17 protein-coding genes are annotated in these 19,096 nt (G+C 65.2%); 11 read left to right on the top strand and 6 right to left on the bottom strand.

Features of this window, described 5'->3' with window-relative positions; genetic code table 11:
• Nucleotides 1-3: 3 nt before the first annotated feature.
• The gene (locus tag AB0L82_RS42525) at nucleotides 4-1,425 is read right to left on the bottom strand and encodes a hypothetical protein (RefSeq protein WP_364650937.1); all 1,422 of its coding nucleotides are present in this window, start codon (nucleotides 1,423-1,425) and stop codon (nucleotides 4-6) included.
• Between the two features lie 168 nt (nucleotides 1,426-1,593).
• Here AB0L82_RS42525 and AB0L82_RS42520 point away from each other — a divergent pair, with 168 nt between their 5' ends.
• From AB0L82_RS42520 to AB0L82_RS42510, 3 genes are all read left to right on the top strand, one after another.
• Nucleotides 1,594-2,484: a Scr1 family TA system antitoxin-like transcriptional regulator gene (locus tag AB0L82_RS42520; RefSeq protein ID WP_364650934.1), complete on the top strand. Its 891-nt coding sequence runs from the start codon at nucleotides 1,594-1,596 to the stop codon at nucleotides 2,482-2,484.
• Between the two features lie 25 nt (nucleotides 2,485-2,509).
• Nucleotides 2,510-3,334 (top strand): SAM-dependent methyltransferase, encoded by an 825-nt coding sequence (locus tag AB0L82_RS42515; protein WP_364650931.1) that lies wholly within the window; start codon nucleotides 2,510-2,512, stop codon nucleotides 3,332-3,334.
• A gap of 64 nt (nucleotides 3,335-3,398) precedes the next feature.
• Complete coding sequence (locus tag AB0L82_RS42510) at nucleotides 3,399-3,791, top strand: hypothetical protein (RefSeq protein ID WP_364650928.1); 393 nt, start codon at nucleotides 3,399-3,401, stop codon at nucleotides 3,789-3,791.
• 33 nt (nucleotides 3,792-3,824) lie between these two features.
• On the opposite strand, the gene AB0L82_RS42505 is transcribed toward AB0L82_RS42510, so the two are convergent.
• Together AB0L82_RS42505 and AB0L82_RS42500 are read right to left on the bottom strand one after the other, a co-directional pair.
• Complete coding sequence (locus tag AB0L82_RS42505; RefSeq protein ID WP_364650925.1) at nucleotides 3,825-4,112, bottom strand: hypothetical protein; 288 nt, start codon at nucleotides 4,110-4,112, stop codon at nucleotides 3,825-3,827.
• Nucleotides 4,113-4,123: 11 nt separating this feature from the next.
• Nucleotides 4,124-4,624 carry a hypothetical protein gene (locus tag AB0L82_RS42500; RefSeq protein ID WP_364650922.1) on the bottom strand — a complete coding sequence of 167 codons (501 nt, stop codon included), beginning with the start codon at nucleotides 4,622-4,624 and terminating at the stop codon, nucleotides 4,124-4,126.
• Nucleotides 4,625-4,690: 66 nt separating this feature from the next.
• Between AB0L82_RS42500 and AB0L82_RS42495 the strand changes: the two genes are divergently transcribed.
• Entirely contained in the window at nucleotides 4,691-5,128 is a 438-nt protein-coding gene (locus tag AB0L82_RS42495; RefSeq protein WP_364650919.1) for a hypothetical protein, read from the top strand.
• Between the two features lie 190 nt (nucleotides 5,129-5,318).
• Here AB0L82_RS42495 and AB0L82_RS42490 read toward each other — a convergent pair whose 3' ends face one another.
• Entirely contained in the window at nucleotides 5,319-6,695 is a 1,377-nt protein-coding gene (locus AB0L82_RS42490) for a hypothetical protein (protein ID WP_364650916.1), read from the bottom strand.
• A gap of 269 nt (nucleotides 6,696-6,964) precedes the next feature.
• Here AB0L82_RS42490 and AB0L82_RS42485 point away from each other — a divergent pair, with 269 nt between their 5' ends.
• Complete coding sequence (locus AB0L82_RS42485; protein WP_364650913.1) at nucleotides 6,965-10,606, top strand: FHA domain-containing protein; 3,642 nt, start codon at nucleotides 6,965-6,967, stop codon at nucleotides 10,604-10,606.
• On the top strand, nucleotides 10,551-10,865 hold the full coding sequence (locus AB0L82_RS42480; RefSeq protein ID WP_364650910.1) for a hypothetical protein: 315 nt from the start codon (nucleotides 10,551-10,553) through the stop codon (nucleotides 10,863-10,865). Before AB0L82_RS42485 ends, AB0L82_RS42480 begins: the two co-directional genes overlap by 56 nt.
• 20 nt (nucleotides 10,866-10,885) lie before the next feature.
• Here AB0L82_RS42480 and AB0L82_RS42475 read toward each other — a convergent pair whose 3' ends face one another.
• A complete protein-coding gene (locus tag AB0L82_RS42475; RefSeq protein WP_364650908.1) occupies nucleotides 10,886-11,929 on the bottom strand; it encodes an ADP-ribosyltransferase in 1,044 nt (347 codons plus the stop codon).
• A gap of 29 nt (nucleotides 11,930-11,958) precedes the next feature.
• The gene (locus AB0L82_RS42470; RefSeq protein ID WP_364650905.1) at nucleotides 11,959-13,050 is read right to left on the bottom strand and encodes a hypothetical protein; all 1,092 of its coding nucleotides are present in this window, start codon (nucleotides 13,048-13,050) and stop codon (nucleotides 11,959-11,961) included.
• Between the two features lie 147 nt (nucleotides 13,051-13,197).
• Between AB0L82_RS42470 and AB0L82_RS42465 the strand changes: the two genes are divergently transcribed.
• The 5 genes from AB0L82_RS42465 to AB0L82_RS42445 all read left to right on the top strand — a co-directional run bounded on the left by AB0L82_RS42465 (nucleotide 13,198) and on the right by AB0L82_RS42445 (nucleotide 18,985).
• Nucleotides 13,198-14,094: a LysR family transcriptional regulator gene (locus AB0L82_RS42465; protein ID WP_364650902.1), complete on the top strand. Its 897-nt coding sequence runs from the start codon at nucleotides 13,198-13,200 to the stop codon at nucleotides 14,092-14,094.
• Between the two features lie 137 nt (nucleotides 14,095-14,231).
• Nucleotides 14,232-15,248 carry an AraC family transcriptional regulator ligand-binding domain-containing protein gene (locus AB0L82_RS42460; RefSeq protein WP_364650899.1) on the top strand — a complete coding sequence of 339 codons (1,017 nt, stop codon included), beginning with the start codon at nucleotides 14,232-14,234 and terminating at the stop codon, nucleotides 15,246-15,248.
• Between the two features lie 41 nt (nucleotides 15,249-15,289).
• Nucleotides 15,290-16,378 carry a helix-turn-helix domain-containing protein gene (locus AB0L82_RS42455; protein ID WP_364650896.1) on the top strand — a complete coding sequence of 363 codons (1,089 nt, stop codon included), beginning with the start codon at nucleotides 15,290-15,292 and terminating at the stop codon, nucleotides 16,376-16,378.
• 231 nt (nucleotides 16,379-16,609) lie between these two features.
• Nucleotides 16,610-18,580, top strand: coding sequence for a gamma-glutamyltransferase family protein (locus tag AB0L82_RS42450; RefSeq protein ID WP_364650893.1), 1,971 nt, complete (start codon nucleotides 16,610-16,612; stop codon nucleotides 18,578-18,580).
• 48 nt (nucleotides 18,581-18,628) lie between these two features.
• Entirely contained in the window at nucleotides 18,629-18,985 is a 357-nt protein-coding gene (locus tag AB0L82_RS42445) for a hypothetical protein (protein WP_364650890.1), read from the top strand.
• The last annotated feature ends 111 nt before the right edge of the window (nucleotides 18,986-19,096 follow it).

Here is a 19,096-nt window from a genome sequence, read left to right as displayed (position 1 = left end):
CTCCTACGCGGTAGCGAGACGGTGCTCCACCGGTGAATGTGGCTGGTGCGAGGGCATTTCGATGGTTTGCCGGATCTCCTGACAGATATCACGGACGTCCGAGCGAGGTGAGGACAGCGTGGCCGCGCGCAGCATCCAGCCCAACCGGTCGGCGACGCGGCCGCTGTCGACCTGACCGGTCAAACTCAGTGAGGCGCCCGCGAATTCCACCGCCTCATCGATCTGGCGCAGCCGGAAAGCACCGGTGGCGAGGGTGATGTTGTCGAACAGCAGGCTGCGCGCGGGCCGACCCGGTGCGTATGCGGCGAGCGAGGCACGCGCGCTGTCAACGGCTTTGAGCGTGTACTGCTCGGCCTCGTTGCCGTCGGCCGTCAGCGCGTACTCGTTGTAGATCACCGACTGCATGCCTGTGAACTCACCCGGGCTGAAGAAGACCCGGGTCCACGGGTCGATGAGATCGCCCACGCGGGCGATCTCCTCCTCGGCGCGGGCCAGCGCCAGGCGCATGCGCCCGGCGTCGTTCATCATCGCGTGTGCCCATGCCTCATTGGCGTACAGGCGGGCTGATTCCCCGCCGTTGGCGGCGTCCTGAGCGGGGAGCTGGCCGAGCTGGAACATGCGCAGCGCGGTGCGCGGATCGCGTTCGATCAGGCTGATTCGGCCCAGTACGTACAGGATTGACGCGACCAGGCTGTCCGCGCCCGCACGCCGCGCGAAAACCATTGCCATGGTCGCGAATTGGCGAGCGCGATGCTGGTCGCCGATATCGTGGCTGGCCCAGCCCGCCAGACGGGCAAGATCGGCCGATGCGATCAGCATGGCGTGCTCGCGGGCCTGGCCGCGGCAGCGTGATAGCAGAGTTGTCGACCATTTGAGCAGGCTCGCGGCCGCGGACACAATGGCGGAACCGCCATGGCGCTGGTCGATTTCGCGCAGTCTCGCGGTGGTGACGCGCACGAAGTCCAGGTCCGGTTCGGTACCGCCGAACACCGCCTCGGGCCCGCCCAGGGATGGCAGCCACGGCAGCAGAATGTCCGGTGAGCCGACGACGGCGGTCGCGAGGGCTTCCAGAAAGGTCGAATTCTCCGTGCGGCCGCTGCCGGAATCCTCCGAACATGACATCACGGGCTCGGACCTGACATTCGAATCCGTTGCGGTGGGGGCGAAGTCGGGTTCGGGTGCACCGACGGCGGCCAGCAGGTCTCGATATGTTTTGTTCGGTCTGCGAACCTCGCCGAGCTCCCAGCGCGCGATATGGCGTTCGGAACAGGCGGCGTTGATACCCAACCGGCGCGCGTGCTCGTTGACCAGTTCGGCGAAATCCCCACGGCTGAGCCCCAATTGGGCGCGTCGAAAGGTACGTAGGCGTCGTCCCCAGGTGGTCGTTGCTCCCGCGTGCGGGTCCCTGGGGTCCGTGGCGTCCATGAGTGGCCCCGTCCTTCACCGGATCACTACCCGCGGCAGGCCGGTCACGGTTCGGTTTCCCGTTCGGGCTTGTTCGCGGAATTATCGTGTCCGATAATCTATCCTGATAATCAGGATTGCGAAACTTGAAGCGGCCCAAGGCGACACAGCCCGATACGGTGGGGAGCCATGCCAAGAACCGCGCGAAAAGTACTATTGGGACGGGAAATCGACGCGATGCTGCGGCGCGCGCGGACAACCCAGGCCGAGGCGGGCAAACTCATCGGAGTCAGCCAATCCCGGATTGCGGCGGCCATCGCGGGCAACGGCAATCTGACAGCCGAAGACCTCGGCGAGCTCGCTCGCAGACTCGGCGTCACCGATGAGGGATATCTGCGAATCCTGTTGGACCTGCGCGAAGACAGTCATCGCCGCGGGTTCTGGAACTCCGGATACCGGCGGGCCTATATCGAGGAACTGCGGCTGCTGGTCGATCTGGAGAATGTGGCCGACCGGTTGCGCGAGACCGGCGCCGAGATCGTGCCCGGCCTGCTCCAGCATCCCAGCTACATCCGCGCGTTACATGAACCGCTGCAACCGGATCCGGACGATCCGGATGCGGTGACGGTCGAGGATTACGTGCGAGCGCGGTCCGCCCGGCAGCAGATCCTGTTCAAAAAAGGCGCCCCCGAGTTCCACGCCATCCTGTCCGAATCCTGTCTGCGCCGCACCTACGGCGGGGACAGCGTGATGCTCGATCAGCTCGGGCACCTCATCGAACTCACCCAGCGGCCCAATATCCAGATCCAGATCATGCCCTTCACACACCAGGCCCCCGGCGCGGGGATGGAGGACCGCTACATCCTGGTCCGCGTGCCCTCCCCCGGTGCGGCGGGCGATCTGGAGATGGTGGTCGTGGAGGCGCAGGGCGAAATCCGTTATATCGACGACAAACCCGCGGTCGGAATCCGCGACCGCATCTTCAATCGATTGGCCATGACCGCCCTGTCCCCCGCCGACTCCCGACAGTTCATGGAACACCTCGTGCGCGGACTGCGCAGCCGCCCCACCGTCCGATGACACCCCCAATTGCATAGGAAACACGATGTCCAGCAGTGACTTCGAGCCCCGCCCCATCGACACGCACAAGCCGAGTCCGGCACGCATCTACCATCACATGATCACCGGCGAGGTGATCTTCGAATCCGATCTGCCGTTCATTCACCGGCTGTACGAGGAGATTCCGTTCTATCCCCTGTGGGCGCAACACAATCGGAGCTTCCTGGGCCGCGCGGTGCGGCATATGGTCGACTCCGGAATCCGCCAATTCCTCGATATCGGTTCCGGTTTGCCGACCGGCGGCAACACCCACGAGGTGGCACGGAGCCTGGCCTCCGGCACCCGCGTGGTGTACGTCGACAATGACGAGGAAGCCATCAACCGCGCCCGCGACCTGCTGCGTCAGCAGGACGTGCTGGAGACCACGGCGATGGTCGACGCCGATCTGCGCGAACCTTCGCGCATCCTCGAACATCCCGACACCAAGCGCCTGATCGACTTCTCCGAACCGGTTGGGCTGCTGCTGATCTCGGTGCTGCCCTGGATTCCCGACGCGGCCGACCCGGCATCACTGCTGGCGCAGTTCCGGGAAGCCGTGGTACCCGGCAGTCAACTCGCCATGACCCACGTCTCCCTCGAGGACGCGGGCACCGAGATAAAGCAGCAGGTAGCAGCGGGCGCGGCGGTCTTCGGCGACGCCAGCACCCCCGTCACCCTGCGCTCCCGGCACCAATTCGAAACCTTCTTCACCGGTTGGAAATTGGCGGATCCGGGCATCACCTACGCCACGGACTGGCATCCCGAAGAACCGGTGGACATCACCGATTACGCCCGTCCATGCAACTTCGCTGCTATCGGAACCCTCCCCTAGCGCGAATAAATAGGTGCGCTGTGCGGCCGCCGATGTCGCCGGCGCACGTTCGAAAGGATCCACCATGCTGTCGACACCGACCGTCGGACAATTCCGCAAGGCCAGCTCCAGCTCCCCGCAACAAGCCTGCGTCATGGTCTACCGCGACGACCAGCGCACCCTGATCTGGGACGACAAACTCGCCGCCACCGTCGACACCCCGCACGTCCCGCCGGGACAGTGCCTGAGCTTCGACCACGAGCAATTCGAAGTGATCCAGGAAGCGATCCGAGCCGGGGAACCGGTGAGCCGCTTCCTGGTGATCAACCGAAGATTCGACGGGCTCTACGAATTCAGCGCGGACGCGGAGTGCACCGCATCCGCCGGAGACACCCGGCTGTACTTCGACCACCGGGAGTTCATGGCATTCGTGAATGCGGTGGAACACCACGAGTTCGCGCAGTCGGTGTTCGTGTAAACGGTCCGATGTCCGGAGAGGTCCGGCGAGACCTCACGGACTCGCCACCGGCGGGATCTCGGTGAGCGTTGCCACCGGACCCCTGCCGGCACCGGCGGCCGACTCGTACACCGTCGTGACGCACCACGACTGTCCGGCGAACTCGAACCGGTCGCCCTCGTGCACGGTGAGGTGGCGCTCGCCGTCGCGATCCTTCAGGAACAGCCGTGCCGCGCGCGCTCCGTCCGCGTCGGCGAGATGCTTTCCGCCGATGATGTTCCCGAAGCCCCAGTCCGAGGGGATGGCGAGATGGACTGTAATAGAACTGCTTTCGAATCTCATCTACTCGGCACCTACTTCAGCGTGACGTATTGGGGTTTGTAGAACTTCAAAAGCTCTCTGGCACTCATGGGTTCGGGATGGTCGTACCCCCAAGGGTTCCGCAGTTCAATCTCGTCGCCGATGACTCGGTCGACTTCATATGCGTGATTGGCATATATACCATCTGGGTATGTCGCACCCTCGATAGTGTCTCGACTGGACACCACAATCGGCTTGTTGTTGTCGAGCTGGCTCTTGAGCTGTGCGAGCAACTCTCGGTGGCTCGGTGGCAGTTGCTTTACGACAGCCTCCTCACCGGTGAGTCTCGCGAGCACGTTCGCCTGATCGTCGGAATACGTCCCCACACCGAGACGGTTATAACCTTCCGGCGGCGTGCGCGGGGACGACAGCCTCAGTCCCTGAAGCCGGCGCCCCGTGTCAACCCCTGGCTTAAGACCCCGCCAGTTGAGTTTCCACGCCGACCGCGTCGCTGAATCCCAGACGCGGTCCTCGCCCGCAAAGGCCTTCTCCAACAGTGAAGGCCAGGAACAAGAATCAGATCGAGCTCCGATCGGCGGACCAGGCGGACTGTCTCGAGCATGCGGCAGGTCGTTGCTGACTCGGAACGTCGTGGTTTCCCCGGTAGGCCGCGCAGAAAGCTGGTAGCCGGCGGGATCGACATTGTGGAGCGTGATGTCGCAGGTTCCATCGCCGCGATCCCGAATCGCCCGCTGAATGGCTTCCGGGCGTCGTTTGGCTACAGCGCCAATAAGCGCGATCACGCTGCAATCGCCGATTTCTCCCTGGCGTATCTGTTCGCGAACAACCGGACCGGCGAAGACCGGCAGTTGGCTCGGTCGGTACTCGATTTCTTGTGTGTTGGAGTATCTCCGAGTGAACGGCGGGCGGTGTATCTCGATGACCTGGTCAACCGGCCCGTTTACCCTCGTTCCGGCGCCGCCGACACCGAGCATCCGACTCCCGGCATGGTCGGCCTCTTCCGTTCGGCGTACGGCCCGCCGGATCGCATTGGATAGTTTGCGAGTACGGGCGGCCGCCTGTTCATAGCCCAGCGTTACTTCGACCTGGATCGTCGAACGGACCCGCCCATCAGCTCGACGAGTTTGCCTGGCACGTTCTCCTCGAGCTGTCACGATGCCTATCGACTGCCTCGGTCAGTCTGACCGAGGCAGAACGAAATCGGTGGACCGCTATTCCCAACGGTGGTCAGCGATGGGAAACTCCCCCGCTATCGACCCCCTCGCGGACCCTGCCGAGTTCTCGCATGACGCAGGCGAAGACAGGGCGTCTGGTCTGCCCGAGTGCCTGCAGGCGTTCGTCCGCGGCGACGACGCTCTCGAGGTATGTGCGATCGCTGGCAGCGCGCACCGCCAACGATATTCGAGCTGTTCCCGATATCGCGTCCCATTCGAGACGGGTGAGCGCACCGGCGGAAAGCGCCCGGATGCCGATCTCGCCCAGCGCCATGCCCGGATTGTGCGGCAGCACCTCATCAACGGCGGCGACGAGTTCGAGCAGCACCTCATCCGGGATGCCGGGAGTGTCGAAGCCGAAGGCTCGGACACCATACTTCTTGGCGAGCTCGCGTGTCAGCCGCACCGCAAGTGATTCATCGGTTCCCGGCACGGTGGTCTTGCGGTCCCGCTTCTTATCCTTCCCGGACGCACTCGGCCTGACTGGCTGGCGCGGCGGTGAACCAGGCGCGCCGGTGCGGGAGGCTGGGGCGCTCACGCGAGGTGGCGCCGCGGCGTTCGACGGCGCCGGCCGAGCGGCCGACGATGTTCCGGTCGATAGCCGATTCGCAGACACTCCAGTGCGGGACCACGGTGTGCTCGCGGGCTGCGCTGCCGGGCTCGGTGGCGTGACGGTTCCGGCGCCCGGATTCAGCACGGGCCCAACGGGTTCGGAAGGTGCCGGCCCCTCGGGTTGCCCATTCGCGCCCGGCACGCCCGAATCTCCGGTCCGGGACGGATCTGTGGGCGCGGCGGAATTGGTGTCCGGGGTGGCATTGGCGTCCGGAGTCGTCCCGGAAGGGTCCGCTGTCGCCGGACGCTGAGTTGCCGACGTGACAACATCCGGACCCGCTTCACGGCTCGAGAAGGCGCCCGGTACCGGTGCCGCCGAACCCGGTACCGGACCGGCCGATTCAGGTATGTTCCCGGCCGGGGGAGTCCGAGTTGCCGTGCGCACGGTGGGGGTGACCGCATCGGTGGTTCCGGCCGGATCGTTGTTTGCCGCCGGTATCGGCTGGAAGCCGGGCTCGGTCATGTTCGCGGCATTGGTGATTCGCCGTGCGGCCCGCGCGTCGGCCGCTTCGAAGCCATTCGCGAGCCGATGCAGATCCCCGCCGCCCTGACGCAGCATGCGAACCAGTGCGTCGAGGTCGGCCATGGTCCGTTGATAATCGGGCAGATACGAACTGGCGAAGGCTCGTCCGGCCTCATCGGCTCCCCAGGGCTCACCCTCAGCGGCCAGCGAGGTGCGCAGCGCCTGCACCGTGGCGGCGACGTCCTCGGCTGTGCGATCGACCTCGGGCGCGCGCGCCCGCATCTCGTCCAGGTCGGCAGAGAACTTCTCGCTCACGCCATTCTCCCTGCACCCATGGGGGGTTTGGTGCGGTGGAGACCGCCGCAGACTCAGTTGGACAGCATCCTCGCACGCGTCCCGGGCGGCCGCGCGACATCTATTCCCGGAATTGGGAATAGATGTTCGTCCGGCCGTAATTAGATGACGCCCAGGCATGGTAAGTGGCCGGGAGGACTGCGATGGATGCGATTGGTCTATTGGCCGAAGTGCCATCGGCCCTGCGCACCATGGTCCTCGGACACTGGCCCGAAACAAAGCCGGAACCATTGCGCCGCATCGGCGATGCGCTCATCGAAGCACACCTGGAGCTGATCAGAAGCGCTGATCACCATGCGGCGCAAGCGATCAGAGTCCTGAGCACCGTCCAGGGCGCGACCACTGCCGGGCTGGCCGAGCGCTATCGCGCCACCGAGCAGGCGCTGCGCGATAAGGCCGCGGTCTGCGAGGCCCTGGGGCAGCAGTGCCACGCAACCGCCAATTCCACTGTGCAACTGCAGCATCTGCTCATCGTCACCGGGATCGTACTGGGCGCCCAGCTCAGCTACGACATGCTGCTGTTCTTCCAGGGCGGAGGAATGAAAGCTCTATCCGACCGCGTTGCGGCGGAGGCCGAAATGCGCGCCGCGGCCAGGGCATTCGCCTCGGAAGTCGCCGAACAAGCGGCAGCGGGCACCGCACGCCGAGCCGCTTTGCACGGTGCGCTGCACGCGGCGAAGATCGGTGCCGGAACCGGTGCGGTTACGAGTGTGGCCGCACAGGTGTGGGACATCGCCGACAACGTGCGCGACGGTTTCGACTTCGTCTCTTTCGGGGAACTGGCGCTGGGCGGTCTGGTGGGTGGCATCGCGGGCGCAGAGGTCGGACGCCGACTCGCACCGTCCGTGCTCCGTGGAATCGGCGGTCGAGCCACTTCCGATCTCGGCCGGGTCGTCGCGCATATGGGCGGCACCATCGTGATTGGCGGTGCCGGTGGTGTGGCCGGCGGGCTGGCCGGCGCGATTCCGTCGGTAATCATCCGCCACAACGAGATTCACAGTCTGGGCGATCTGTTCAAGATCGCGCGCACGGCCGCGGTGACCGGCTTCGCCGGTGGGTTCCTCGGCGGGGCGACGAACTCGCTGCGGGCGGGGGTTCACCCGCGAGTCGACGCAGTCGACTCCGGACGGCCCCCCAGGCACCTCGACGCGGAAGGCTTACCCGGCGAGCGCCCACCGCATCCCGAATCAGTCCCGCACGACCCGACGCACGACTACACGGCCGATCCACCGACCCGGCCACAACCACGTATCGCACCGGAGTCCAATACGCACGGATCAGAACACGATCCGCTCCCGAGTCCGGCCGCGCCCGGAAACACCGTGTTCTACCGCCACCCGGAAGGCCACGTCGATGTGACATTGACCGGGCCGGACGGCGCTCGGCTGCCGTTGCGGCTCATTCCCGGCCAGGAGTACGTGCTTGGTCGAGGCACCGGTGCACTGCTCGAGCATATGGCGACCGATGGCGTCTCACGCTCACACGGAACGATCCGCGTCGATGACCGAGGCCATGTATTCCTGCGCGACAACGGTTCTCTGAACGGCACTTTCATCGATGGCAAGCAGATCGTCGCCAATCGATGGGTGCGCGTTTTCGACGGCCAAGGCTTGAAGCTGGGGCACGAGTTCGACCTGGGATTGAACTTTCAGCGACAGCTGGCCGAGGTGCGCCTGGGTGCCGATATCCCGCCTGTGCGGGTGCATCGCGGGGGGACCGTCGATGTCGGCCGTGAGGCGCTGCCGCCCGATGCGGCCGGTCGCGCCACCGTTTCCCGCGAACATCTGAAGCTGGGCATGGATCAGGACGGCCGAGTGTGGATTCAGGACAGCAACTCCTCCAACGGAACTCGGATCAACGGCGAATTGCTCACTCCGGGCGAGCAACACACCTTGCGGCCCGGCGACGCCGTGCAACTGGGAGGCTTCCGAAGCGAGGCACAGTTCATCCCGGCGGACGGGGCGGTGGAAGCTCCCCCGGTCCGGTTCGTGCTCGGGTCCGGACCAGAGGCGGTGCCTGTCCGGATCGAGCCGGGGCAGACGGTCCCGATCGGCACCGATCCATCGTCCCCGTTCGCAGCGCAGTTGGGACGAGCCTCGGGAGTCGATCCCCGTCATGCCACGCTCGGGCTTGATCGAGATGGACGGGTATGGATACGCGACCATGACGGGTCCCCGGGTGTATGGATCAACGGCGACCGAATCGCCCCGGGACAGAAGGTGACGCTGGCCGCCAGTGACGGCATTCGAATAGGTTCCGAATTCTTCGGCACCGCACGGGTCGATCCCATCGTGCCCGGGAACCATCAGCCTGCCGCCCTGAACTTCCTCGGACATGGGCGCCGTGACCCGATCCACCTGGCACCCGGGCAGGAAAAGTCGATCAACGTCAGCAATCTCCGGGGCGATGCCGTAGTCGTGCGCAGTGACGGTGTTCCCATCAACGTCTATGAGGTCTTCGTGGGACGTGATCACGATGGGCGGGTATGGATTCGCGACCCGAAACCAGACGGTTGGGTCGGGACGAAGATCAATGGCGAGACCATAGTTTCCAACGAGAAGATCTATCTGAATCCGAACGACACGATCGACTTCGGCGGTGTACCCGCCAAATTCCGGTCCGGTCCGGAGACGCCCGTGGAGCTGCGGTTGTTCGACAACCCTGATATTCCCCCACTCAGGTTGTTGCCGGGCGAGCAGATTCCCATCGGCCGTGGTTCCGAATCGCCTCTGGCGGAACACCTCACCGATACCAGCGTGTCCCGCAAGCACGCCACCGTGCTGCGAGACCTGCAGGGCAACCTGTGGATTCGTGATGAGCACTCCACCCACGGGACCTGGGTGGAGAACCGAAGGGTCGACCCCGATGGCGGACCGGTTCAGATCAGACCCGGAGACCGTATTCGGCTGGGCGAATGGATCGGCTCTGCACAGTATGCCGGCGACGAATTCGGTGCGGTCGGCCCCGGGCCAACTCCGGTGCTGCTCAACAACCCTCACGGTGGGCTATCACTGGAGATTCCTCGCGGCGGCGAACCGACGCTGTTGGGCCGCAACGATTCGCGCATACCGGCTGATCTGCCGAACAGGAATCAGATCTCGGGCCGACATGCAAGTGTCGGCGTGCATCCGTCCGGGCGAGTCTGGATCCGAGATGAGGGATCAACCAACGGCACCACCGTCAACGGCTCGAAGATCAAGCCCGGCGTGCAAGTCACCCTGCAGACGGGTGATGCGGTATCACTCGGCGGCACATACGATTTCACTGTCAGTTTCCCTCCGCCCGAGGGCGGGCCGTTCGTGAACATGCTCGACTCACTGCCCGAGAGTCTTACGGCGCTGAAACTACTGGCGCAGATTCCCGATCACGTGTTCCAACATGTGAGCGATTACCTCAACGCGATGCCCGACGGCGGCATCGTGATCGGGCAAATGCGAGTGAAGGACATGCCTGGTTTGGAGGCTCTGGTCAAGGCCCAGCCTGACGGCCCCAACGATCATGTCACGTGGAACAACGTCGCCGGACTGTTCACGCCCGGTTCACGACGCCTGTACATCGACACGAAATACCTGTCGGACGCGTTCAAGGGCGGGGTGCTCTGGCATGAGTTCGGCCATGCCGCTGACGCCTCGTATTCAATCGGTGGAAACCGACTCAGCAAGCAGAAGGAGTGGCTGAGCTTACACGCCGACATACTCCAATCGATCGGGAACCATCCCAAGTGGTGGGACTATGCCAACACCCCCGTTGAGGGGTTCGCCGAGGCCTTCTCGGCGTGGGTGGCAGGTCCCAAACAGCTACGCAAATTCGCCTGCGGTGACCAGCGCATCGCACGGGAACTGGAGAAGTACTTTGAGCGATCTTTCAAATAACGCGGCGATCCCGACCTTTCTCGCATCGGATGGCGTAACCGTCCTGCGGCGCGTCGGCGGCACCGGTGCCGACGGCGTTCTCTTCGACGGCTACGAGGAATTCCACCCCGGCGACCCGGGATACGAGGAGGCGCTTTCGATTGCTCGACAGCAGGCAGATGACGATGATGAGCCCCCCGAGCAGCCCGTGAATGCCGACGCCCTGGCCCGCCTGCTGCGCGAAACAGGCTTGAGCGAAAAGGATTTCGAACGCGGGTGAGGCCCGCCGCGCATCCGGCCTCACACACCGGCCGGCGGGATAACCGTTGCCCTGAACAGGTAGTCGACACCTGCGTAATGCTCACCGGGAGGATTCGGTATCACCTCGTCGATTCGGTATTCCAGGTCGCGGGGCAGGATCAACTCGCGCTGGTACATGTTGCGGCTCTGCTGGCCCATCCACAGTCCGTGTGATCCCGCGGGCAGGTCCAGCTCGAGGCGGTAGCCGCGGGCGTAGTAATCCGGCGGGGCCGCGCCCAGGCTTGTCGAGCTGTAGCCACGTTCCTTCTGGACGACTCCCCGCAGCAATGCGGGATCGCGAGTACCGATAGGAATACCGTTCTGATCGACCAGATGGTCGATCGTTTCCAGACCTCGCACCGCGCGAACGGAATCGGGCAGGGGCTGGGCCACCGCCCGGTCCATGCGCGCGACGCGTGTCTCGATGAGTGCGAGCGATGGCCTGGACTGCAACACCTCCCAGAGATGGTCGTAGTGTGCGAAATTGGTGAACATCTCCTCGACTCGGGCGGTCGGAGCGGGATGGGAGAGAATCGATTCCATCAGGGCTCTATCCGATGAGAGCAGCTCCGGATTTCGCAGGAGCCGGGTGAGATCGTCCGGCTCGGTCAGGTGGGAATCGGTGAGGGAGCGAAGCCGTCGGTAGCGTTCGCTCTCGGCGCGCATCCAATTCAACCCCGCGGCGGGATCGTCGAATCGCAGTACGCGATTGAGTACCGGATCCGAGGTGTAGGTGTATGCCTCCTGAAGGTCGCTGCGAGGCACTCGATCTCGGATGGGGCCGAGCACCGTCTCGCCGTACCGCTCGCCCGCCTCATTGCTCGCGTGGGTAATCGCGGACAGCCGCGGGGATTGGGAATCGGCTATCGCGCGCACGGCGGTGCGCTCGACACGATCAGCATCGGTGCATACGGCGCGCATGCGTGAGGTGACCTGTCGACTCACACTGGTCGGGGACTCGACTGCCAGTTCGGTTTCCTGAATGAGCTTGCGTACCAGGCCAATTGCCGCATTGGACAGATTCGAGGAGAACTCTGCGGCCATCGAGGCCTCAGCCGATCACGGGTGCCGGTTCAATAACCCTTCGGCGAACGACCGGGATCGGCCTGTTGCACGTTCGCAGCCAGGTTCGAACCATCTCGCGATACGTGATACCGGGCCATGACGTAGTTCATACTGGCGGCGATATTGGCCTGCGGGTCGGTGATATTCGAGGATGTGCCGGCGACGTGGTAGGCGGAGAATGTGCCGGGAATGGTCTGGGTCAGGCCCTGTGACGGAGTACCGGCGCGGGCGTTCGAATCACTCAGGTTGATCGAGCCGATATCGCCGCCGGACTCACGCTCGATCAGTACGCGGTAGCCCCGGGTCCAGTTCGCGCGGGCGACCGGATCGGTGATGCCGAGAGCGTCCAGAGCCTTGCCGATGTAGGCATCAATCTCGGTTGAGCTGAGGCGGCGGTGCGGAGTGGAACCACCGGTGGAATTCACCGGCGAAGTGTATTGGCTGTTATAGCCGCCGCTGCCATTGGTGGGTACGTAACTGTTTCTCCCGCCGCCCGATCCGCTGCCACCGGAGCTGCTCGGAATGAAGCCCGGGAAGCTCGAACCGCCTGATCCGCCACCGGACGAACTCCCGTCGCCGCCCTGATAGCTCTGCGGCACGGTGGCACCGTGGGCGTTGTTCAGATCCCAGGCCTGCACCACGGCGTCCTCGGCCTTACCCACGGCGTTGTCGATCTGATCGATGGCACCCAATTGCGCTTGTACGCTGGGCTTTGCGGGCACGCCGCCGATGATGCCGTTGATCGTATCGCGCAACGCCTTCACCTCGGCGCGCGTCTTGTCGGTGATACCGGCGGACTTCTGCGCGATGTCGGCGATGTGGGTGTCGAGCGTGTTGAGATCGGATTTGTATTGCGATAGTTGGGTATCGGTCGCGTGGTACTGCGTCGCGGCGGCACCGTTGCCCGCGGACTGCCCGGTCGCCTCGTTCAATGCCTTGGCGGTAAGTTGCTGGGCGGTACCTTTGCCGAGGGTGTCCAGCAGCAGTTGCATGACCTGCTCGGTGGTGCTGATGAAATCGTTCAGCATCGGTGCCTGCGAGACGCGGTTGAGCTTCACGTCGGCACCGGCGGCTGGTAGGTCCAACGAGGCAACCATCATTCACCTTCCTCGGCCACTTACCCTCCCGCAGCCTAGCCAGTCGGGGGCGCGGCGCCTTCCCAGCTTCGGGAAGCTCGGAAATAGACCGGCCGGATTCACTCTTGAGAATCGGAAGGCGATGTCGTATCTGCCGTCAGGAGGATCAGCGTGGAGTTGCGGGATATCGAGATCTTCCTGACCCTGGCCGAGGAGCTGCATTTCGGCAAAGCCGCTCAGCGACTGTATCTTTCGACGGCGCGGGTGAGCCAGTCCATCAAGAGTCAGGAGCGCCGGATCGGCGGGTTGCTGGTCGATCGGTCGAACCCTCGCAGTGTGCAGCTCACTCCGCTGGGGCATCAGCTGGTCGCCGAGTTGAAACCCGCGTATCGGGACGTGATTTCGGCTGTCGAACATGCCCGGCAGGCCGCGGCGGGGATCTCCGGGACGCTGCGGGTCTCGATGATCGGTTACAACGCCTATGACTACCGGCCGTTCTGGGAGACCTTTCGCAGACGCCATCCGATGTGGGAATTGCGGGTGCGCAGTAGCGAGTTCAGCGATCAATTCGGTCCGCTGCACCGTGGGGAGGCCGATATCGTCGTCGCCTGGGTGCCCGTGGACGAGCCCGGCTTGACGGTCGGCCCGATCATGTCCGCCGAGCCGATGGTGGCCATCATGCCGGTCGATCACGAACTGGCCGGTGAGAAATACGTGTCGATGGAGGTGTTCGGGGATCGCGGGGTTTTCGCGCCCAGTGATCCGATGCCGGACTATTGGGAGGACGCGGTGAGCCCGTTCTATACCCCGCGCGGGCGGCCCATCGACCGCGTCACGCCGATCTCGACGCTCGAGGACATTCTCACCACCGCCAGCACCTCGGGCACCTTCACCAGCGGCATGAGCCATATCGCCCGTTACTACAATCGGCCCGGCGTCGCCTATGTGCCCATTGCCGATTCGCATCGAGTACGGTGGGCGCCGGTGTGGCGCAGCGACTTCGAGACCGAACCGATCCGGGCATTCGCCGATGTCGTCCGTGAATTGGGCACGCTGGATCAGCTCTGAGACACGCAATCGTGCGTTCGCAGGATTCGTTGATTAGCAATAGTGATCGTTCGTGTAGAGATTCGATGTTGTTCCCGAGCGCGACGGAAAGCAGGCTGATCGGAACCACCTTTCGCGCGCAACCACGGGAGCACTCCTTGTCCGAGATCGAAGGCACCGTTTCGTCGCACCTCACGCGATGGGTGCTGGAGGCAGCCGTGCAGGTCGGAGTATCCGATGGGGATATCGCCGCGATAGCCGGGCTCGGAGCGGAACTACTCGGCGATGACTTCCTCCGCATCCCCTCGACGGCGTTGCTGCGATTGTGGGAATTGATAAGTGCCGCAGATGGAATCGGGGCGGGGGTGCGAGTCGCGGAGGTGGCCCGACCGGGACGGCTGCACATTTGGGACTATCTCATCAGCGGAGCGTCGAGTCTGGCCGAGGGCTTCTCCGATGCGGCGCGATTCGCCTCGGTCATGGCGGATCCCGACACCGCGCTCGTGGTCACCATGCTCGATGGGCAGTTCATCGCCGAATTCCGGGGCAGGCCATACAGCGACGTCATTGCTCCAGTGGTGAATGAATTCTCGATGGCCGTGCTGGTGCATCGGGCGCGCGCCTTCGCCGGTAGCGCCGCCGCGCCGATTCGGGTCGATTTCGCGCATCCCGCACCGCCCGATCCGAGCTATCTCATCGAAACGTTCGGCACCGGCAATATTCATTTCGATCAACCTCGCACCGCGGTGACGCTGCCCGATGCCGAGCGCGCGCGGGACGGCCGTCCCTACGATCCCGAATTGCGCCATATCCTGCTGCGCTACGCCCAGCTCATCATCGACACCGCCCGGCCCGCACCGACCTGGGAGGACACGCTGCGCGCGGAGATCACCGCCACGCTGGCCGAAAGACAAAGCGCGGAAATAGAAGTCGTCGCCCAGCGGCTCGCGCTGAGCCCGCGTACCCTGCAACGACGGCTCGCCGATCACGGCACCTCGTGGCGGCGCGAACTGGAAACGGTGCGATGTCAGCAGGCCACGCATCTGTTGCGGGACACCCGATTGCCGATGCAGTCGATCGCCGGCCGGGTGGGCTACCGCAACCAGCGCGCGCTGCGCCGGGCGTTCCACCGCTGGACCGGGCAAACCCCGGACGCGTTCCGGCGAGCCAACTGAATCCGAGCGACCTCGTGCGCCGAGCACTCCGGAAGGAAGCCATGGACAACGCGACACCGATGCCCCGGGTGACACCGCAGTGCTGGTCCGAGCCAATTCCCCAGCCGCCCACCGCACTTGCCGATACGGTGTCCGCGCGCCTGACCACGCTGGTACTCGATGTGGCCGCCCGCGTCGGTGTGTCACCGCACGAGACCGCTTTCATCAGCGACCTCGCCGCGGGGCAGGACAACCTCGATCGCGTTCCGACGAGCGCACAGCATCGGCTGTGGGAGATCCTCCATGCCAGCGGCGGACCCGGCGTCGGTCTGCAGGCCGCCCGTTTGGCCGATGTCGGCCGTCTGCACGTATGGGACTACCTGCTCACCAGCGCGCCGACCTTGGCCGAGGGATTCGTAGATGCCGCGCAATATCTTTCGACGGTCGCCGACCCGGCGCTGGTGCTCAGTGTCATGCCGGACGGACCGCGCCTGACCGTCGGATACTACGGTGCCAGGTACTCCGAGGCCGTGGACTGGGAGATCAGTGAGTTCGCGCTGGCGCTGCTGTTGCGCCGCGCGCGTGAGGCGCGCGGCGCCGCCGCTATACCGGTGCGGGTCGGATTCGCGCATCGCCCGCCCAAGCGGCACGGCTATCTCGTCGACGAATTCGGCACCGGCAATATCCATTTCGATCAGGACGCGGACACCCTGACTTTTCTCGACCCCGACCGGTCCGGGTCGACACAGTCGGGTGATCCCGAACTGAGCCGCATCATGCGGGTGTACGCCCGCTCGATCATGGACACCGCGCGACCCGCGCGCAGCTGGCTGGAGAACTTCCGTGAGGTGCTGCTCACGGTGCTCAGCACCGGACCGGCCACCGGCACCATTCTCGATGAAGTGGCACAGCGACTTTCGATGAGCTCCCGCACGCTGCAACGCCGGCTCGCCGAACAGGGCACCAGCGGGCGCGCGGAAATCGAGGCGGTTCGGCATGAGCGCGCCGTGCGACTGCTGCTCGATACCGAGTTGCCGGTGGGCTCGATCGCCGGGCAGCTCGGCTACAGCGATCATCGCGCCATGGGCCGAGCCTTCCGACGCTGGACCGGACAGACGCCGGATGCCTATCGCAAGTGTGCTCGAAACTAGCCGTGGCACCGACACCGCACCACGCGTCGGTCGCGGTGCGGTGCCGGCCCGCCCACGAACACGGCGAGTTCGAGTCATACCAGGAGTATCGCATCGACATGACCGGGTGGACTTCCCTCCGGTGGCAAGTACCCACTCAGCGGATCCCCATGTGTGAGAAAGCATTTCATCGCTTGAAGTGCATGTCACGTCCTCTTCCCAGTGGTGGCCACACCGATAGGGTCCGAAGACATGAGGCGCACACGAACGCGAGCCTGGGGCGCCACCTGTGTCGCCCCACTGCTGCTGACCGGATTGCTCACCGCCTGCTCGTCCGATAACGACCAGCGTCCGGCATCCTGCACCACCGCCCCCAACGGGACTCCGCATACGGCCGCCACCGCGGCCGGTTCCGCCACTACCGATCTATCCCTGCACCCCGAGGTCGCCACCGGCTACCGCACGGGGATGACACCGATACGCACCGGCACCTTCGCGGTCGCCACCGCGAATCCCGTCGCCACCGAGGCGGCATGCGCGGTGCTGCGCGACGGCGGCACCGCGGCGGACGCGCTCGTCGTCGCGCAAACCGTGCTCGGGCTGGTGGAGCCGCAGGCCACCGGTATCGGCGGCGGCGCATTCCTGCTCTACTACGACGCCGCCACCAAGAGTGTTGACGCCTATGACGGCCGCGAGACCGCTCCCGCCGCCGCGACGCCGGACTATCTGCGCTGGGTCAGCGACACCGATCACGCTGCGCCGCAGCCGAATACGCGGGCCAGCGGCCGATCGATCGGCACGCCGGGGGTGCTGCGGCTGCTCGAACTCGCCCAGCGCGAGCATGGTCGGCAGCCGTGGCGTGAATTGATGACTCCCGCTGTCGATCTCGCCGACCGGGGGTTCAAGATCAGCCCCCGGATGGCTGCCCAGATCACCGAATCGGCCGCCGATCTCGCCAAGGATCCCGGATCCCGTGCCTACTTCCTCGAGCCGGATGGCAGCCCCAAGCGCGCGGGCACGACTCTTACCAATCCCGCTATGGCCAAGACTCTTTCGGCAATCGCCTCGGAGGGTGTGAACGCCTTCTACACCGGGGCGATCGCCGCCGATATCGCGGCCGCGATCGCCGATGCCTCGGGCGGGCGCACCCCCGGGCTGACCACGACGGCGGATCTGGCCGCGTACCAGGCCAAGAAGCGCACCGCGCTGTGCGCGCCGTATCGCACCCATGAAGTCTGCGGAATGCCCGCGCCGTCCTCGGGTGGCACCGCCGTGGCGCAGGTACTGGGCATGCTCGCGACCACCGATATGGCCGCGGTGAAACCCGAACACACCGGCGGAGACACCGAGGCCGACCGCGATGGCGGTAAGCCCACCGCCACCGCCGTCCATGTGATCTCCGAGGCCGAGCGACTCGCCTACGCCGACCGCGACAAGTACCTCGCCGATCCGGATTTTGTTGCCCCGCCCGGCAATTCACCCCGAACGCTGATCGACCCGGCCTATCTGACGCGGCGCGCGGCGCTGATCGATCCCGCACACAGTATGGGCACCGCCCAGCCCGGGGACTTCGGCCCGGTCCCGGTCGGCAATGGCACCCCGCAGATCGAGCACGGCACCAGCCATATCAGCATCGTCGACAGCTACGGCAATGCCGCGAGTATGACCACGACGGTCGAATCCGCCTTCGGCGCATTCCATCTCGTCGACGGCTTCGTGCTGAACAACCAACTCACCGACTTCGCCGCCGAACCGTTGGACGCCGCCGGTGTACCCGTGGCCAATCGGCTCGAGGCGGGTAAGCGGCCACGCAGCTCTATGGCTCCGACATTGGTCTTCGATCGCGCGGCAGACGGTTCGCGCGGTCCACTCAGCCATGTGGCGGGTTCGCCGGGCGGTGCGGTCATCATCCAGTTCGTGGTGAAAACCCTTGTGGCCATGCTTGATTGGGGTTTGGATCCGCAGCAGGCGGTTTCGATGATCGATTTCGGCGCGGCCAATACCGGTACCACCAATGTCGGCGGGGAGCATCCCGCTGTCGATGCCACCTCGAACGGCGACCATGACGCGCTCGTGCGGCGATTGCGCGAGCTCGGCCATCAGGTCTCGGTCGCGCCGCAATCGAGCGGTGCGTCCGCGCTGGCTCGCGACGGGCGCGGCTGGATCGGCGGCGCCGACCCTCGTCGCGAGGGCGCGGTCTTGGGCGACGAACCACCTCGATAAGTAGCCGGGCCGCCTACGCGGCACCGGTCCGATAAGAAGGGAAACCCCATGTCAGACACGAAAATACCGGCTCTGCGCCGCACCGCCGCACGGGCGTGCGTAATTACCGCGCTGGCCGTGCTGCCGATCGCCGCACTGGATGTCGCGGCCTCCGCCGAGCCCATCGATCCGGGCACCTCGATCGCGGTGGAGCGCCCGCATCACCGCAACGACGGCTGGCCGCGCAACGACGGCTACCCGCGCAATAACAACTGGGAGCGCGATATGTCCGATTGGACCGGCCGCCTGCCCGGCGCGCCGTTCCCGGGCATGTTCCCGCCCTCCTGGGACGGCCCGCGCGACTACCGCCACGGTCGCCCGTTCCTGCCGCCGCGCGTATGCAGCGGCTCGTTCGGAAGCTGCTGAACCACAACCCGACCAGCGTGGCGGGCCCGTCGGCCCGCGTAACGCTCAGCTGATCCGCCCGCGAACGCCGGGTCTGCCGCACCAGCGGCAGACCCGGCGTTCGGCGTTTCC

The organism is Nocardia sp. NPDC052001 (genome assembly GCF_040680615.1).
Lineage (GTDB): Bacteria > Actinomycetota > Actinomycetes > Mycobacteriales > Mycobacteriaceae > Nocardia.
This window is presented reverse-complemented; position numbering and strand designations above follow the sequence as displayed.

What these genes read in the sequence shown, in the direction of transcription:
- AB0L82_RS42525 (WP_364650937.1), bottom strand. Translation starts at nt 1,425, where the DNA reads ATGGACGCCACGGACCCCAGGGACCCGCACGCGGGAGCAACGACCACC.
- AB0L82_RS42520 (WP_364650934.1), top strand. Translation starts at nt 1,594, where the DNA reads ATGCCAAGAACCGCGCGAAAAGTACTATTGGGACGGGAAATCGACGCG.
- AB0L82_RS42515 (WP_364650931.1), top strand. Translation starts at nt 2,510, where the DNA reads ATGTCCAGCAGTGACTTCGAGCCCCGCCCCATCGACACGCACAAGCCG.
- AB0L82_RS42510 (WP_364650928.1), top strand. Translation starts at nt 3,399, where the DNA reads ATGCTGTCGACACCGACCGTCGGACAATTCCGCAAGGCCAGCTCCAGC.
- AB0L82_RS42505 (WP_364650925.1), bottom strand. Translation starts at nt 4,112, where the DNA reads ATGAGATTCGAAAGCAGTTCTATTACAGTCCATCTCGCCATCCCCTCG.
- AB0L82_RS42495 (WP_364650919.1), top strand. Translation starts at nt 4,691, where the DNA reads ATGCGGCAGGTCGTTGCTGACTCGGAACGTCGTGGTTTCCCCGGTAGG.
- AB0L82_RS42475 (WP_364650908.1), bottom strand. Translation starts at nt 11,929, where the DNA reads ATGGCCGCAGAGTTCTCCTCGAATCTGTCCAATGCGGCAATTGGCCTG.
- AB0L82_RS42470 (WP_364650905.1), bottom strand. Translation starts at nt 13,050, where the DNA reads ATGATGGTTGCCTCGTTGGACCTACCAGCCGCCGGTGCCGACGTGAAG.
- AB0L82_RS42455 (WP_364650896.1), top strand. Translation starts at nt 15,290, where the DNA reads ATGGACAACGCGACACCGATGCCCCGGGTGACACCGCAGTGCTGGTCC.
- AB0L82_RS42450 (WP_364650893.1), top strand. Translation starts at nt 16,610, where the DNA reads ATGAGGCGCACACGAACGCGAGCCTGGGGCGCCACCTGTGTCGCCCCA.
- AB0L82_RS42445 (WP_364650890.1), top strand. Translation starts at nt 18,629, where the DNA reads ATGTCAGACACGAAAATACCGGCTCTGCGCCGCACCGCCGCACGGGCG.